Consider the following 13620-nt stretch of genomic DNA (forward strand, 5'->3'; position numbering starts at 1 on the left):
CCCTTCAGGAATGCGCTTGGGTAAGGTTGGTCAACTCAGGCCCTTGGCTTGGCGGCTCTTTGAGCACCACGCGTTTGATCGGGCCGACAATCACCAGGTAACTGAACACGGCCACCAGCGCGTTCGCGCCGACAAACACCAGCGCCCATTTGAACGAACCGGTGGTGCTGATGATGTAACCGATGACAATCGGCGTGGTGATCGACGCCAGGTTACCGAAGGTGTTGAACAGGCCGCCACTGAGCCCGGCGATCTGTTTCGGCGAGGTGTCGGACACCACCGCCCAGCCCAGTGCGCCAACGCCTTTGCCGAAGAAGGCCAAGGCCATGAAGCCCACCACCATCCACTCGATATCCACGTAGTTGCAGGCCACGATGCTGCTGGAGATCAGCAGGCCGCCAATGATCGGCGCCTTGCGGGCGAAGGTCAGGGAATGACCTTTGCGCAGCAGGTAGTCGGAGATCACCCCGCCCAATACACCGCCGATAAACCCGCAGATCGCCGGCAATGAGGCAATGAACCCGGCCTTGAGAATAGTCATGCCGCGGTCCTGCACCAGGTACACCGGGAACCAGGTCAGGAAGAAGTAGGTGATGCCGTTGATGCAGTACTGGCCCAGGTACACGCCGAGCATCATGCGGTTGGTCAGCAACTGGCGGATGTAATCCCACTTCGGACCGTCGGTTTTCTTACCCTTGCCCTTGTCCTGGTCCATATCGACCATCGCACCGTTGGCCGCGATGTGATTGAACTCGGCTTCGTTGATCAGCGGATGCTGGCGCGGGCTGTGGATAACTTTCAGCCAGACCAGCGAGAACAGGACGCCGATCACGCCCATCACGATAAACACGTGCTGCCAGCCGAAGCTGTAGACGATCCAGCCCATCAGCGGCGCGAACAGCACCGTGGCGAAGTACTGCGCCGAGTTGAAGATCGCCGAGGCCGTGCCGCGTTCGGCGGTGGGGAACCAGGCGGCCACGATGCGCGCGTTACCCGGGAAGGACGGCGCTTCGGCCAGGCCCACCATAAAGCGCAGCATGAACAGCGCCACGACTGCCGTGGAGACACCGAACTCACCGACATAGCCTTGCAATATGGTGAACAGTGACCAGGTGAAGATGCTCAGGGCATAGACTTTTTTCGAGCCGAACCGATCGAGCAGCCAGCCGCCGGGGATTTGCCCGGCCACGTAGGCCCAACCGAATGCAGAGAAGATGTAACCGAGGGTGACCGCGTCGATGCCGAGGTCTTTTTGCAGGCTGGAACCCGCAATTGCGATGGTGGCCCGGTCGGCATAGTTGATCGTGGTCACCAGAAACAGCATGAGCAGGATCAAATAGCGGACATGGGTCGGCTTGGTCGCTTGCATGTAGAAGTACTCCCACTAATTATTTTTTTTGCGGGTGATATTTATGTGTCGCTGGACGCCGCCCCTGTAGGAGCGAGCTTGCTCGCGAAAAACTCAAAGGCACCGCGTGCCCCCCTGAATACCTGCGTATTCGTTGAAATTTTTCGCGAGCAAGCTCGCTCCTACAGTGTTACGAACCGATGTAGCTGGTTTTCGCCACGGTGTAGAACTCTTGCGCATAGCGACCTTGCTCGCGAAAAACTCAAAGGCACCGCGTGCCCCCTGAATGCCTGCGTATTCGTTGAAATTTTTCGCGAGCAAGCTCGCTCCTACAGTGTTACGAACCGATGTAGCGGGTTTTCACCACGGTGTAGAACTCTTGCGCATAGCGAGCTTGCTCACGCGAACCGTAGGATGAACCTTTACGACCACCGAACGGAACGTTGTAGGAGCGAGCTTGCTCGCGAAAAACTCAAAGGCACCGCGTGCCCTCTGAATGCCTGCGTATTCGTTGAAATTTTTCGCGAGCAAGCTCGCTCCTACAGTGTTACGAACCGATGTAGCTGGTTTTCACCACGGTGTAGAACTCTTGCGCATAGCGACCTTGCTCACGCGAACCGTAGGATGAACCTTTACGGCCACCGAACGGAACGTGATAATCCACGCCGGCAGTCGGCAGGTTGACCATCACCATCCCGGCCTGGGAGTGGCGCTTGAAGTGGTTGGCGTATTTCAGCGAGGTGGTGGCGATGCCCGCCGACAAACCGAACTCGGTGTCGTTGGCCATGGCCAGCGCCGCCTCGTAGTCCGCCACGCGCACCACGTTGGCCACCGGGCCGAAGATCTCTTCGCGGCTGATCCGCATGGCCGCCTCGCTGTCGGCGAACAGCGTCGGCGCCAGGTAGTAGCCTTCGGTGTCGCAGGTCACCAGGCCGCCACCGCTCACCAGCCGCGCACCTTCGCTCTGGCCAATGTCGATGTATTTCAAGTCCTGGTCCAACTGGGCCTGGGAGACGACCGGGCCGATGTCGGTGCCGCTTTTCAACGCGTGGCCGACCTTGATCGACTTCATGCGCTCGGCCATGGCCGCGACGAACTGATCGTGAATACCAGCGGTGACGATCAAGCGGCTGGAGGCGGTGCAACGCTGGCCGGTGGAATAGAACGCGCTCTGTACCGACAGCTCGACGGCTTGCTTGAGGTCGGCGTCATCGAGAACGATCTGCGGGTTCTTGCCGCCCATTTCCAACTGCACCTTGGCCTGGCGCGAGACACAGCTGACCGCGATCTGACGCCCGACGCCGACCGAACCGGTGAAGCTGATGCCGTCGACTTTCGGGCTGTTGACCAACACATCGCCCACCACCCGCCCGCTGCCCATCACCAGGTTGAACACACCGGCGGGGAAACCGGCGCGGGAGATGATTTCTGCCAGGGCCCAGGCACAGCCCGGCACCAGCTCCGCCGGCTTGATCACCACGCAGTTGCCGTAGGCCAGGGCCGGAGCGATTTTCCACGCGGGGATGGCAATCGGGAAGTTCCACGGGGTGATCAGGCCGACCACGCCGAGGGCTTCGCGGGTGACTTCGACATTGACGCCCGGTCGCACCGACGGCACGTAGTCGCCGGACAGGCGCAGGCACTCGCCGGCGAAGAACTTGAAGATATTACCGGCGCGGGTCACTTCGCCAATGGCTTCAGGCAGGGTCTTGCCCTCTTCCCGAGCCAGCAGCGTGCCGAGCTCTTCGCGCCGGGCGAGGATTTCGCTGCCGACTTTATCGAGTGCGTCGTGGCGAGCCTGGATACCGGACGTCGACCAGGCCGGGAACGCAGCGCGGGCGGCATCGATGGCAGCGTTGACCTGGACGACATCCGCCTTGGCATATTCGCCAATGACATCGGACAACTCCGACGGGTTGAGGTTGACGCAATAATCAGCGCCAGCCACCCATTGGCCGTTGATGTAGTTTTCAAAACGTTTGGCTTGGGACACGAATCTTCTCCTGACGCAAAAGGCCGCTGATTGCTCAGCGGCCTTATAGATAAGTTATTGCGGGCCTTGCTTGTCGATCAGCGCGGCCAGGGCTTCGTATTCTTCCGGCAGCAGATCGGTCAGTGGCGTGCGAACCGGGCCGGCGTCATAGCCGACGATTTTGGCGCCCGCCTTGACGATGCTCACCGCGTAGCCGGCCTTGCGGTTACGGATGTCCAGGTACGGCAGGAAGAAGTCATCGATGATCTTGCCGACGGTGGCGTGATCGTCGCGGGCGATGGCGTGATAGAAATCCATCGCAGTTTTCGGGATGAAGTTGAACACCGCCGAGGAATACACCGGCACGCCCAGGGCCTTGTAGGCAGCGGCGTAAACCTCTGCAGTCGGCAGGCCGCCCAGGTAGCTGAAACGGTCGCCCAGACGACGGCGGATCGACACCATCAATTCAATGTCACCCAGGCCGTCCTTGTAGCCGATCAGGTTCGGGCAACGTTCGGCCAGGCGCTCCAGCAAAGGCGCAGTCAGGCGGCAGACGTTGCGGTTGTAAACCACCACGCCGATCTTGACCGACTTGCACACCGCTTCCACGTGGGCGGCAACCCCGTCCTGGCTGGCTTCGGTCAAATAGTGCGGGAGCAGCAGCAAGCCTTTGGCACCGAGACGCTCGGCTTCCTGAGCGTATTCGATGGCCTGGCGGGTCGAACCGCCGACACCGGCGAGGATCGGCACGCTGGTGGCGCAGGTATCCACCGCGGTCTTCACAACCTGGGAATATTCGCTGGCCGCGAGGGAGAAAAACTCACCGGTGCCGCCGGCGGCGAACAGCGCAGTGGCGCCGTAGGGAGCCAGCCACTCCAGACGTTTGATATAGCCGGCCTGGTGAAAATCACCCTGGGCGTTGAAATCGGTCACGGGAAAAGACAGCAGACCGTGAGAGAGGATGGACTTCAGTTCTTGTGGATTCATTATTCGAACACCCTGGGCAAAGACTTTCTGGCGAAAGGTTGTTGTTGGTTTTGCTTATGTCATACGTCATCGTACAACTATAAAATATTTCGTCAACTGCAATTCATCGAACCGCCTGTTGAGAGAGAGCGCATTGACGTAGGAGTTTTTTCCTCTATGTTCGAATAGCTGTATATGCATACAGCAATAAAGGAAGATTCCTACGACATAGCAAGGAGCTAACATGTCCGGTCTTGAACTCGCAGCACCCGCAAAAAACCTACCTTCCCTGCGTTTCGAAGGCGGTGAACACACTGCCATCGGCGACGACACACTGTTGCGCTTCGCCAAAGACGCCCCGGCGATTGCCGCCCGACTCGTCGAGCTGCACCTGCCCAACGGCCTGGCGCTGACTTACGGGCAAGTGATCGCCCTGGGCGGTGACTTTTATGGCATCCCCGGCCAACCCATCAGTGATGGCGCCTCGCCTGCCGAACGCGTGCAACGCTTTAACGCCGCATTCAACTCACTGGCAGGACTGCCGGCGTCACGGGAGGAAGCACACAAGATCCTGGCGGTGATGCAAAAGGAGATCAACGCGGTCAACCAGGCGATCAAGGACGGCAAATCCGCCCACGACGCCTACGCCTTGCTCGGAGATACGTTGTCTGAAGAGTGGAACCGCATCACCGGCGGCGGCAGCGCGGTCTCGGCACTGTTCCCCCTGGGCCGCTACTTGAAGCTGGCGGCGGACAACGCCGACCACTTTGGCGAATGGGCGTTGTCGGCTTACCTGGCCGGGCATACGGCGGCGCTGCAACAAGCCGTCATCGCCCATCAAAGCGGCACCGACCAGGCGCTGGAGCTGGCCTATGCGATGAACAGTTTTGCCGATCACTTCTTGACCGATCTGTTTTCCGCCGGCCACCTGCGCGTGCCGCGCAAACAGCTGGCCGCCGTGGTGACGCCTGGGGAGCTGGGCTCGCTGATCAGTCGCTTCATGCACGATGAAGACAGCAAGTTCGGGCTCAAGGTGCGCAATGCAGTCGGTGACGAATGGCATGCCTACGGCGATAAACGCTATTTCGACGCCGGCGACGCGGCCAACCGGGCGCAGGTCAAACGCGCCGTGCAGGCGTCGGCCGATGAGGTCTTCGACGCGTTTATCAGCGGTGTCGCGCCCTCCCCGGCCACCTTCAAGGCGCCGCTGTATGTGCCGGACCTGAATGCAGCACAGAACCCGGCGAATAACTTTTCGCCGCTGTTCAAGATGGAAGGCGACAAGGTACTGCGCCGCAAGGACGTGAATGACCTGAACGACAAACACTGGACCGCTGATTGGTGGGGGTGGAGTACGTACTTGCTGCTGAAGGACTACACACCCAATACGCCGGCTTGAGCCGTACCGTTTGTCGTGACTGTGATTTCTAACAGTTACGCCGATTTTCAACGAGGGCGATAACCCCGCATAGGAGCCAGGCTCTCTGGCTTCTGTGCAAAGGAGCACTCAATCATGGCCATTAAAGCCCCAAGCCTTGTCGGCGGCGACGCTTCTTGCCCGGCTCAAGTGAGCCTGGCAAGCGGCGCACGCATAGAGTTTTCCATCCCCGAGCCCAATGAGGTTTCCGCAAGCGCCCAGGTATCTATCATCGTAGGACCGGACCCCGAGTCCCCGGAAGCTGAAGGGCAGGAAAAGAACGCCGGACAGTACGACCCCAACAAGGAAGATTACGTGAAGGAGTCGAATCTCAAGCTCGATATCGCTGCCGATGACTTGAAGAAATTCGTCAACCAAACGGTGCAGGTGCGATACGCGATAAACAGCGAATCGGGAAGGTTCTATTCTGATCCGTTGATGATAACGGTCTTGCAGTGACACAGCGCTTATCCGCACCGCATCGCTCTCGTCGCAGGCACCAGACCTGCCCCGGGGACGTGTCTGGACCGGTATTCACGGCCGTTTGCGCATGCAGATAAAGCAACACTCCACCTTTCAACACTGGCGTGTGAAGACCATGAAATACGAGCTCAATATGCCGGACGGCAAAAAAAAGCAGATCACCTTTGATGGCGTGATTTACAAAGGAGACATTCTCGAATTTGAAGGTGCCGCTACCCAATACGAGGTAGTTAAACGATTCCTCACCGTCCCGTTCGATCTTAACGAGCCCATCACTGATGTGGCGCTTGAGGTCGTGACCTACCCTTAACCCCGTTGCGCCTCTGCTTCTTCGTGAGCATGGCGCAGCCGCTCGCGACTGTTGGTCAAATGCAAGCGCATCGCCGCCCGCGCCGCGTCCGAATCCTGGCGCGCGATCGCTTCGTAGATTTCTTCGTGCTCGCGGCTCAAGCGCTTCATGTAGTGCTGCTGGTCATCCTGGGCCAGGCGTGCCGAGTTCAGGCGGGTACGCGGAATGATGCTGGTGCCCAGGTGCGTCATGATGTCGGTGAAGTAACGGTTGCCGGTGGACAGGGCAATCTGCAGGTGGAACTGGAAGTCCGACGCCACCGCATCGCCGGCATGGGCGGCGCTTTCATTCAAGGCGTCGAGGGCGGCACGCATGCCGGCCAGTTGTTCGTCGCTGCGGCGCAACGCGGCCAGGCCCGCGGATTCCACTTCCAGGCTGATACGCAGCTCCAGGATCGCCAGCACATCGCGCAGGGTCACGATGGTGGCCGGGTCAATGCGGAAACCGCTGGGGCTTGGCGTATCCAAGACAAAGGTGCCGATACCGTGGCGGGTTTCCACTTGCCCCGCCGCCTGCAAGCGTGAGATGGCTTCACGCACCACCGTGCGGCTGACGCCATGGGCGTCCATGATCGCCGATTCGGTAGGCAGTTTGTCGCCACGCTTGAGTTGGCCGTCGCGGATCTGCTCGGACAACACCGTGACCAATTCCTGGGCAAGGCTGCGGCGCTTGCGGGGAAGACGAGGGGCGGTGTTGGTGTTTTCCATGTTGGGTCATCTTTCTTGGTGAACTGAACAGGCATCATAGCCCATGGCGGTTGTACGATCACCGTTCCAGGCATGACTTTCATCTACAACGGCCAGGCAAAAAAATGCCCCGGCAACCGCCGAGGCATTTTTCAGCCGCGCCCGAAGGCAAAAGCCGCTTACTTCACCACTTTCAGACTCGGCCGGCCGCTTGGACGCGGTGGCTCGGTATCCGGTGGCGGCACATCATCGCCGTCTTCCCCGTCGATCGCTTCGTCATCCTCGAAAGGCGACTCCAGATCGAACACCATGCCTTGGCCATTTTCCCGGGCGTAGATCCCGAGGATGGCACCAATCGGCACGTACAGCGTATGCGGCACACCGCCGAAACGCCCTTCGAAGCTGACGGCCTCGTTGTCCATGTGCAGGTGGCGCACTGCGCTGGGCGATACGTTCAGCACAATCTGCCCGTCGCTGGCAAAACCCTGCGGAACCTGAACCGCAGGAAACTCGGAATTGACCAGCATGTGCGGGGTGCAATCGTTGTCCACAATCCACTCATAGAGCGCGCGAACCAGGTAGGGTCGACTGGAGTTCATCAACGGCTCCTTAAGCCTTAGCGCATATCGCGTTCGACACCAGACAGACTCGCCTGGAAAGCCTCACGCGCAAACTGGCGCTCCATGTAATCAAGCAGCGGCTTGGCCGGCCGCGGCAGTTCAATGCCCATAATCGGCAAGCGCCAGAGTATGGGTAATAGGCAGCAATCCACCAGGCTTTGTTCCTCACTGAGGAAAAAAGGCTTGTCGGCGAACAATGGCGAAACGCCCGTCAGGCTCTCGCGCAATTCCTTGCGCGCCACGACACGGGCCGCCTCTTTGCTGCGCGAATCCAGAATCAAATCCACCAGCCCGCACCAGTCGCGCTGAATCCGATGGATCAGCAGGCGGCTGTTGGCACGCGCCACCGGGTACACCGGCAGCAAAGGCGGATGCGGGTAACGCTCATCCAGATATTCCATCACCACGGTTGACTCCCACAACGCCAGGTCACGATCGACCAGGGTGGGCAAGCTGCCGTAAGGGTTCACTTCGATCAGCTTCGGCGGGTGACGACCCACCTCCACACTGATGATCTCGGCGCTGACACCCTTCTCTGCGAGCACGATGCGTACTCGGTGGGAATAGTGGTCGGCGGGGTCGGAGTAACAGGCCAACCGATTGGTCACGCCCATGGCGGTCCTCCTCGCTTGTTGAAATTATCGAAAGCTCAAAAACGAGCGCGCCCAGAGAGCATCTCAGTAGTACCTGATGACCAGGTCGCTACGGGTTAGAGATGCCGCTGGGCGCGCAAGATTAACAGCAATTGCTTACGGTTGGATCAATGCACATCCTTCCAGTATTCGCGCTTGAGCAGATAAGCGAATACGAAGAAGAAAGCCAGGTACAGCAAGACATACGTACCAATGCGCTGGTGCTGCAGTTTGACCGGGTTGGCCGAGTAGGCCAGGAAGGTCACGAGATTCTTGACCTTCTCGTCGAACTGCTCTTCGTTCAGCGCGCCGGACTTGGGCACGATGGTCAGTTGATCGCACGCTTCATGTGTCAGCGGCGTGCCGGTCAACGGGTCAAATTGCTTCTTGCCGCCCTCGACTACCTGAACCTGCTTGCATCCTATCACTTGGCGACCCTGCAGGCCGACCAGAACGTTAGGCATACCGACGTTCGGGAACACCACGTTGTTCACGCCCCATGGACGCGCAGGGTCTTCGTAGAAGGATTTCAGGTAGCCGTAGAGCCAATCGGTGCCGCGAACCCGCGCCACCAAAGTCAGGTCGGGCGGCGCAGCGCCGAACCAGTTCTTGGCGTCCGCTGGCTGCATGCCGATATTCATGTGGTCGCCAATCTTGGCGCCGGTGAACACCAGCTTGTCGAGCATCACCTCGTGCGGGATGCCCAGGTCATCGGCAACACGCTCGTAACGCTGGAACTTGGCGCTGTGGCAACCCATGCAATAGTTGGCGAACGTGCGTGCGCCGTCCTGCATGGCCGCTTTGTCAGACACGTCGATAGCGACTTTTTCCAACTCAGGGCCTTGCTCGGAAGCGAAGGACAGTAGCGGCAGCGCCGCAAGCATCAATGCAACGAATAATTTTTTCATCAGCCAGTCACCCTTTCCGGAACCGGTTTGGTCTTCTCTAGCCGGGTATAGAACGGCATCAGAATGAAGTAGGCGAAGTACAGGAAGGTGCAGACCTGCGACAGCAACGTGCGCTCAGGGGTTGGCGCCAGGACGCCCAGTACACCCAGGATCACGAACGCAATGCAGAACACCCACAGCCAGATCTTGCTCAGCCAGCCCTTGTAGCGCATGGACTTGACCGGGCTTCGGTCGAGCCAAGGCAGCACGAACAGCACCGCGATGGCCGCACCCATGGCGATTACGCCCATGAGCTTGTCGGGGATCGCCCGCAAGATCGCGTAGAACGGCGTGAAGTACCAGACCGGGGCAATATGCACAGGTGTCTTGAAGGCGTTGGCCTGTTCGAAGTTAGGTTTTTCCAGGAAATAACCACCCATCTCCGGGAAAAAGAACACGATCGAGCAGAACACGAACAGGAACACGACGACACCGACAATGTCTTTCACGGTGTAGTACGGGTGGAACGGGATGCCATCCAGCGGGATGCCGTTCTCGTCCTTGTGCTTCTTGATGTCCACACCGTCGGGGTTGTTGGAACCCACTTCGTGCAGCGCCAGGATGTGCAGCACCACCAGGCCGAGAATCACGATCGGCAAGGCCACTACGTGCAAGGCGAAGAAGCGGTTCAGGGTGATGCCCGAGATCAGGTAGTCACCACGGATCCACTGCGTCAGGTCGTTGCCGATCACTGGGATCGCGCCGAACAGCGAGATGATCACCTGGGCGCCCCAGTACGACATCTGGCCCCACGGCAGCAGGTAGCCCATGAAGGCTTCAGCCATCAGCGCCAGGTAGATCAGCATGCCGAACACCCACACCAGCTCACGAGGCTTCTGGTACGAACCGTAGAGCAAACCACGGAACATATGCAGGTAGACCACGATGAAGAACGCCGAGGCGCCGGTGGAGTGCAACAGGCGCAGGATCGAGCCGTACTCGACGTCACGCATGATGTATTCGACGGAAGCGAATGCCTCCTCCGCCGAAGGGGTGTAGCTCATGGTCAGCCAGACGCCGGTGACGATCTGGTTGACCAGCACCAGCAGTGCCAGGGAGCCGAAGAAGTAGAAGAAGTTGAAGTTTTTTGGCGCGTAATACTTGCTGAGATGGTCTTCCCACATTTTGGTGGCGGGGAAGCGCGCATCCACCCAATCCATGAACTTACTCATCACGCGTTCTCCTTGTCGAGGCCAATGACAATGATGTCGTTAGATTCGTAGTTATGCGGAGGCACGGGTAGGTTCAGTGGAGCAGGTTGCGACTTGTAGACGCGTCCGGCCAGGTCGTAGTGCGAACCGTGGCAGGGGCAGAAATAGCCGCCGACCCAATCTTTGCCCAGGTCGACCGGCGCCACTTCAGGGCGGAAAGTAGGTGAGCATCCCAGGTGGGTACACAGCCCGACCAGCAGCAGAATCTCTGGCTTGATCGAACGTGCTTCGTTTTTGGCGTAGGCGGGTTGGTCGGAAAACTCAGATTTGGGGTCAGACAACTGGCCTTCGATCTTTTTCAGATTTCCCAGGATTTCCTCCGTTCGACGAACAATGAAGACCGGCTGACCGCGCCACTCAGCAATCATCTGCTGGCCTGGCTCGATCTTGCTGATATTCACCTTCACCGGTGCACCTGCGGCTTTCGCCTTGGCACTGGGAAACCATGACCCCACGAACGGGACCGCAGCCCCCACCGCTCCTGCAGCACCCACCACGGATGTGGCTGCTACCAAGAAGCGACGCCGGCCTGCATTCACGCCGTCATTGCTCATTCAGTCCTCTCCCATCAGCTTTTTGGCCTGTTAAATCAGGCGTCTACTAAGTATTAAATCTGAACTTATAAAAATTTTGCCGAATGGTAATGAAAAGCCCCACCCCTGACAAGGGAATTACCCGGAGCTCCAGCTCCAAGCCTTGTAGTATAGGGGGTCTACGGCTGTGGCAAGTTGTCACGCCGAAATTTATGCATAAATAGCAGGCAATAAAAAACGCCCAGCTCCGTAAGGAGGCTGGGCGTTTTTGTGCAACGTAAAGCGAATTAACGCTTCGAGTACTGCGGACGCTTACGCGCTTTACGCAGACCGACTTTCTTACGTTCAACTTCACGAGCATCACGAGTCACGAAGCCAGCTTTGCGCAGAGCGCCACGCAGGGTTTCGTCGTACTGCATCAGAGCGCGAGTGATACCGTGGCGGATTGCGCCAGCTTGACCACTTACACCGCCACCGATAACGGTGACGTAGATGTCGAACTTTTCAACAGTCTCGGTCAATTCCAGCGGCTGACGAACTACCATGCGGGCAGTTTCGCGGCCGAAGAAGTTGTCCAGAGTGCGGTTGTTGATCGAGATGTTACCAGTGCCCGGACGCAGGAAAACGCGTGCGGTTGCGGTTTTGCGACGGCCAGTGCCGTAATTTTGAGTCGCCGACATAATGAACTATTCCGTTAAAACTTCAGTTCTTGGGGCTGCTGAGCAGCATGAGGGTGAGCAGCGCCCGCATAGACTTTCAGCTTGCGAAACATATCGCGACCCAGTGGGCCCTTCGGCAGCATGCCTTTAACCGCGATTTCAATCGGGGCCTCAGGCTTCTTGGCGATCAGACCTTCGAAATTGGAAGACTTGATGCCGCCTGGGAAACCGGAGTGACGGTAGTACATTTTGTCTTGCGCTTTGTTGCCGGTAACACGTACCTGCTCAGCGTTGATGATCACGATGTAGTCACCGGTGTCAACGTGAGGGGTGTATTCAGGCTTGTGCTTGCCACGCAGACGGCTGGCGACTTCAGTGGCCAGACGACCCAGAGTCTGACCAGCGGCGTCGACGACAAACCAGTCGCGCTGAACTGTTTCCGGTTTTGCAGTAAAAGTTGTCATTCTTTAATAGCCTCAGGGGCCGCCCTGTAAATTAGACGGCGGATCTTACTGAATAGTGCGTACTTTGACAAGTCAAAGGCAGCCGGATACAGACGCTATCGGGGGCTCGGGTCGGCGCGTCCGTTCAACGGCAAGATTCTTCGGCAGGCGGCGCATCACTTCCACTGCAGAAAGAGGTGGGCAATTATGCAGATTGCGAAAAAAAATTCAACCTGCTTTTATGATTGTTTTCCCCGAAGGAGCACCCGATGGATTATCGACAGCTGGGCCGTACCGATCTGCACGTAAGCGCGATAGCCTTGGGCACCATGACCTGGGGCGAGCAGAACAGCGAGGCAGAGGCCTTCGCGCAGATCGAACGGGCCAAGGCCGCGGGGATCAACTTCCTCGACACGGCGGAAATGTACCCGGTGCCACCCAAGGCCGACACCTATGCCACCACCGAGCGCTACATCGGGAATTACTTCAAAAGCCGCGGCGACCGCGCCGACTGGATTCTCGCCAGCAAGATCGCCGGCCCCGGCAACACCATCGACTATATCCGCGGCGGCCACCTGCGCCACAACCGCCAGCACATCGTCGAAGCCCTGGATGCGAGCCTCAAGCGCCTGCAGACCGACTGGATCGACCTCTACCAGTTGCACTGGCCGGAGCGCAGCACCAACTTCTTCGGCCAGCTGGGCTACAAGCACAAGGACGAAGACGACCTGACGCCGCTGGAGGAAACCCTCGAAGCGCTGGACGCGCAGGTGAAGGCCGGCAAGATCCGCCACATCGGTCTGTCCAACGAAACGCCGTGGGGCACCATGAAGTTCCTCGCCCTGGCCGAAGCCCGCGGCTGGACCCGCGCGGTGTCGATCCAGAACCCCTACAACCTGCTCAACCGCAGCTTTGAAGTGGGCCTGGCGGAAATCGCCATTCGCGAACAGTGCGGTCTGCTGGCTTATTCGCCCCTGGCATTCGGCATGCTCAGCGGCAAATACGAAGGCGGTGCGCGCCCGGCAAAAGCCCGCCTGACCGAATACAGCCGCTTCAGCCGCTATTTCAACCCGCAGTCGGAAGCAGCGTGCAGCCGTTATGTGGCCCTGGCCCGCGAACACGGCCTGGACCCGGCGCAGATGGCGTTGGCGTTCGTCACGCAACAGCCGTTCGTGACCAGCAACATCATTGGTGCGACGAGCCTGGAGCAACTGGACAGCAACCTTGCCAGCGCTGACCTGAAACTGTCGAAAGAGGTGCTGGAGGGGATTGAGGCGATTCAGAAGGATCATCCTAATCCAGCACCTTGATTGATCGCTAGACCGCTATCGGGGGCAAGCCCCCTCCCACACTT

15 protein-coding genes are annotated in these 13620 nt (G+C 58.9%); 4 read left to right on the top strand and 11 right to left on the bottom strand.

Going from position 1 to position 13620, the window contains the following annotated elements; all coding sequences use genetic code 11:
* Positions 1-4: 4 nt before the first annotated feature.
* The 3 genes from ACVWZP_RS15915 to kdgD all read right to left on the bottom strand — a co-directional run bounded on the left by ACVWZP_RS15915 (position 5) and on the right by kdgD (position 4307).
* Positions 5-1369 (bottom strand): MFS transporter, encoded by a 1365-nt coding sequence (locus tag ACVWZP_RS15915; RefSeq protein ID WP_046384693.1) that lies wholly within the window; start codon positions 1367-1369, stop codon positions 5-7.
* Between the two features lie 526 nt (positions 1370-1895).
* Positions 1896-3341, bottom strand: a complete 1446-nt coding sequence (locus tag ACVWZP_RS15920) for an aldehyde dehydrogenase family protein (RefSeq protein WP_457369924.1) — start codon at positions 3339-3341, stop codon at positions 1896-1898.
* Between the two features lie 54 nt (positions 3342-3395).
* Positions 3396-4307: a 5-dehydro-4-deoxyglucarate dehydratase gene (kdgD, locus tag ACVWZP_RS15925; protein ID WP_017845414.1), complete on the bottom strand. Its 912-nt coding sequence runs from the start codon at positions 4305-4307 to the stop codon at positions 3396-3398.
* Positions 4308-4530: 223 nt separating this feature from the next.
* Between kdgD and ACVWZP_RS15930 the strand changes: the two genes are divergently transcribed.
* The 3 genes from ACVWZP_RS15930 to ACVWZP_RS15940 all read left to right on the top strand — a co-directional run bounded on the left by ACVWZP_RS15930 (position 4531) and on the right by ACVWZP_RS15940 (position 6496).
* On the top strand, positions 4531-5685 hold the full coding sequence (locus ACVWZP_RS15930; RefSeq protein ID WP_288074612.1) for a phospholipase: 1155 nt from the start codon (positions 4531-4533) through the stop codon (positions 5683-5685).
* Positions 5686-5799: 114 nt separating this feature from the next.
* Positions 5800-6162, top strand: a complete 363-nt coding sequence (locus ACVWZP_RS15935; protein ID WP_457369925.1) for a hypothetical protein — start codon at positions 5800-5802, stop codon at positions 6160-6162.
* A 139-nt stretch (positions 6163-6301) separates the two neighbouring features.
* The gene (locus tag ACVWZP_RS15940) at positions 6302-6496 is read left to right on the top strand and encodes a hypothetical protein (RefSeq protein WP_032804233.1); all 195 of its coding nucleotides are present in this window, start codon (positions 6302-6304) and stop codon (positions 6494-6496) included.
* On the opposite strand, the gene ACVWZP_RS15945 is transcribed toward ACVWZP_RS15940, so the two are convergent.
* The 8 genes from ACVWZP_RS15945 to rplM form a co-directional block, all read right to left on the bottom strand.
* Complete coding sequence (locus tag ACVWZP_RS15945; RefSeq protein WP_017845418.1) at positions 6493-7242, bottom strand: FadR/GntR family transcriptional regulator; 750 nt, start codon at positions 7240-7242, stop codon at positions 6493-6495. The two genes, ACVWZP_RS15940 and ACVWZP_RS15945, sit on opposite strands and share 4 nt — an antisense overlap.
* A gap of 158 nt (positions 7243-7400) precedes the next feature.
* Positions 7401-7820 (bottom strand): ClpXP protease specificity-enhancing factor, encoded by a 420-nt coding sequence (locus ACVWZP_RS15950; protein ID WP_017845419.1) that lies wholly within the window; start codon positions 7818-7820, stop codon positions 7401-7403.
* Positions 7821-7837: 17 nt separating this feature from the next.
* Positions 7838-8455 (bottom strand): glutathione S-transferase N-terminal domain-containing protein, encoded by a 618-nt coding sequence (locus ACVWZP_RS15955; RefSeq protein WP_010568030.1) that lies wholly within the window; start codon positions 8453-8455, stop codon positions 7838-7840.
* A gap of 146 nt (positions 8456-8601) precedes the next feature.
* Positions 8602-9381, bottom strand: a complete 780-nt coding sequence (locus tag ACVWZP_RS15960; protein WP_046384697.1) for a cytochrome c1 — start codon at positions 9379-9381, stop codon at positions 8602-8604.
* Complete coding sequence (locus ACVWZP_RS15965) at positions 9381-10592, bottom strand: cytochrome b (RefSeq protein ID WP_017845421.1); 1212 nt, start codon at positions 10590-10592, stop codon at positions 9381-9383. Before ACVWZP_RS15965 ends, ACVWZP_RS15960 begins: the two co-directional genes overlap by 1 nt.
* Positions 10592-11185, bottom strand: a complete 594-nt coding sequence (gene petA / locus ACVWZP_RS15970; RefSeq protein ID WP_026139825.1) for a ubiquinol-cytochrome c reductase iron-sulfur subunit — start codon at positions 11183-11185, stop codon at positions 10592-10594. Before petA ends, ACVWZP_RS15965 begins: the two co-directional genes overlap by 1 nt.
* A gap of 266 nt (positions 11186-11451) precedes the next feature.
* Positions 11452-11844, bottom strand: a complete 393-nt coding sequence (gene rpsI, locus ACVWZP_RS15975) for a 30S ribosomal protein S9 (RefSeq protein WP_003171743.1) — start codon at positions 11842-11844, stop codon at positions 11452-11454.
* A gap of 14 nt (positions 11845-11858) precedes the next feature.
* Complete coding sequence (rplM, locus tag ACVWZP_RS15980) at positions 11859-12287, bottom strand: 50S ribosomal protein L13 (protein WP_010568039.1); 429 nt, start codon at positions 12285-12287, stop codon at positions 11859-11861.
* Between the two features lie 248 nt (positions 12288-12535).
* Here rplM and ACVWZP_RS15985 point away from each other — a divergent pair, with 248 nt between their 5' ends.
* A complete protein-coding gene (locus ACVWZP_RS15985; RefSeq protein WP_102617140.1) occupies positions 12536-13576 on the top strand; it encodes an NADP(H)-dependent aldo-keto reductase in 1041 nt (346 codons plus the stop codon).
* The last annotated feature ends 44 nt before the right edge of the window (positions 13577-13620 follow it).

This window comes from Pseudomonas sp. TE36184 (assembly GCF_054060055.1).

Coding starts and splice junctions, on each gene's coding strand:
- ACVWZP_RS15915 (WP_046384693.1), bottom strand. CDS start 1,369: ATGCAAGCGACCAAGCCGACCCATGTCCGCTATTTGATCCTGCTCATG.
- kdgD (WP_017845414.1), bottom strand. CDS start 4,307: ATGAATCCACAAGAACTGAAGTCCATCCTCTCTCACGGTCTGCTGTCT.
- ACVWZP_RS15930 (WP_288074612.1), top strand. CDS start 4,531: ATGTCCGGTCTTGAACTCGCAGCACCCGCAAAAAACCTACCTTCCCTG.
- ACVWZP_RS15935 (WP_457369925.1), top strand. CDS start 5,800: ATGGCCATTAAAGCCCCAAGCCTTGTCGGCGGCGACGCTTCTTGCCCG.
- ACVWZP_RS15940 (WP_032804233.1), top strand. CDS start 6,302: ATGAAATACGAGCTCAATATGCCGGACGGCAAAAAAAAGCAGATCACC.
- ACVWZP_RS15945 (WP_017845418.1), bottom strand. CDS start 7,242: ATGGAAAACACCAACACCGCCCCTCGTCTTCCCCGCAAGCGCCGCAGC.
- ACVWZP_RS15950 (WP_017845419.1), bottom strand. CDS start 7,820: ATGAACTCCAGTCGACCCTACCTGGTTCGCGCGCTCTATGAGTGGATT.
- ACVWZP_RS15955 (WP_010568030.1), bottom strand. CDS start 8,455: ATGGGCGTGACCAATCGGTTGGCCTGTTACTCCGACCCCGCCGACCAC.
- ACVWZP_RS15960 (WP_046384697.1), bottom strand. CDS start 9,381: ATGAAAAAATTATTCGTTGCATTGATGCTTGCGGCGCTGCCGCTACTG.
- ACVWZP_RS15965 (WP_017845421.1), bottom strand. CDS start 10,592: ATGAGTAAGTTCATGGATTGGGTGGATGCGCGCTTCCCCGCCACCAAA.
- petA (WP_026139825.1), bottom strand. CDS start 11,185: ATGAGCAATGACGGCGTGAATGCAGGCCGGCGTCGCTTCTTGGTAGCA.
- rpsI (WP_003171743.1), bottom strand. CDS start 11,844: ATGTCGGCGACTCAAAATTACGGCACTGGCCGTCGCAAAACCGCAACC.
- rplM (WP_010568039.1), bottom strand. CDS start 12,287: ATGACAACTTTTACTGCAAAACCGGAAACAGTTCAGCGCGACTGGTTT.
- ACVWZP_RS15985 (WP_102617140.1), top strand. CDS start 12,536: ATGGATTATCGACAGCTGGGCCGTACCGATCTGCACGTAAGCGCGATA.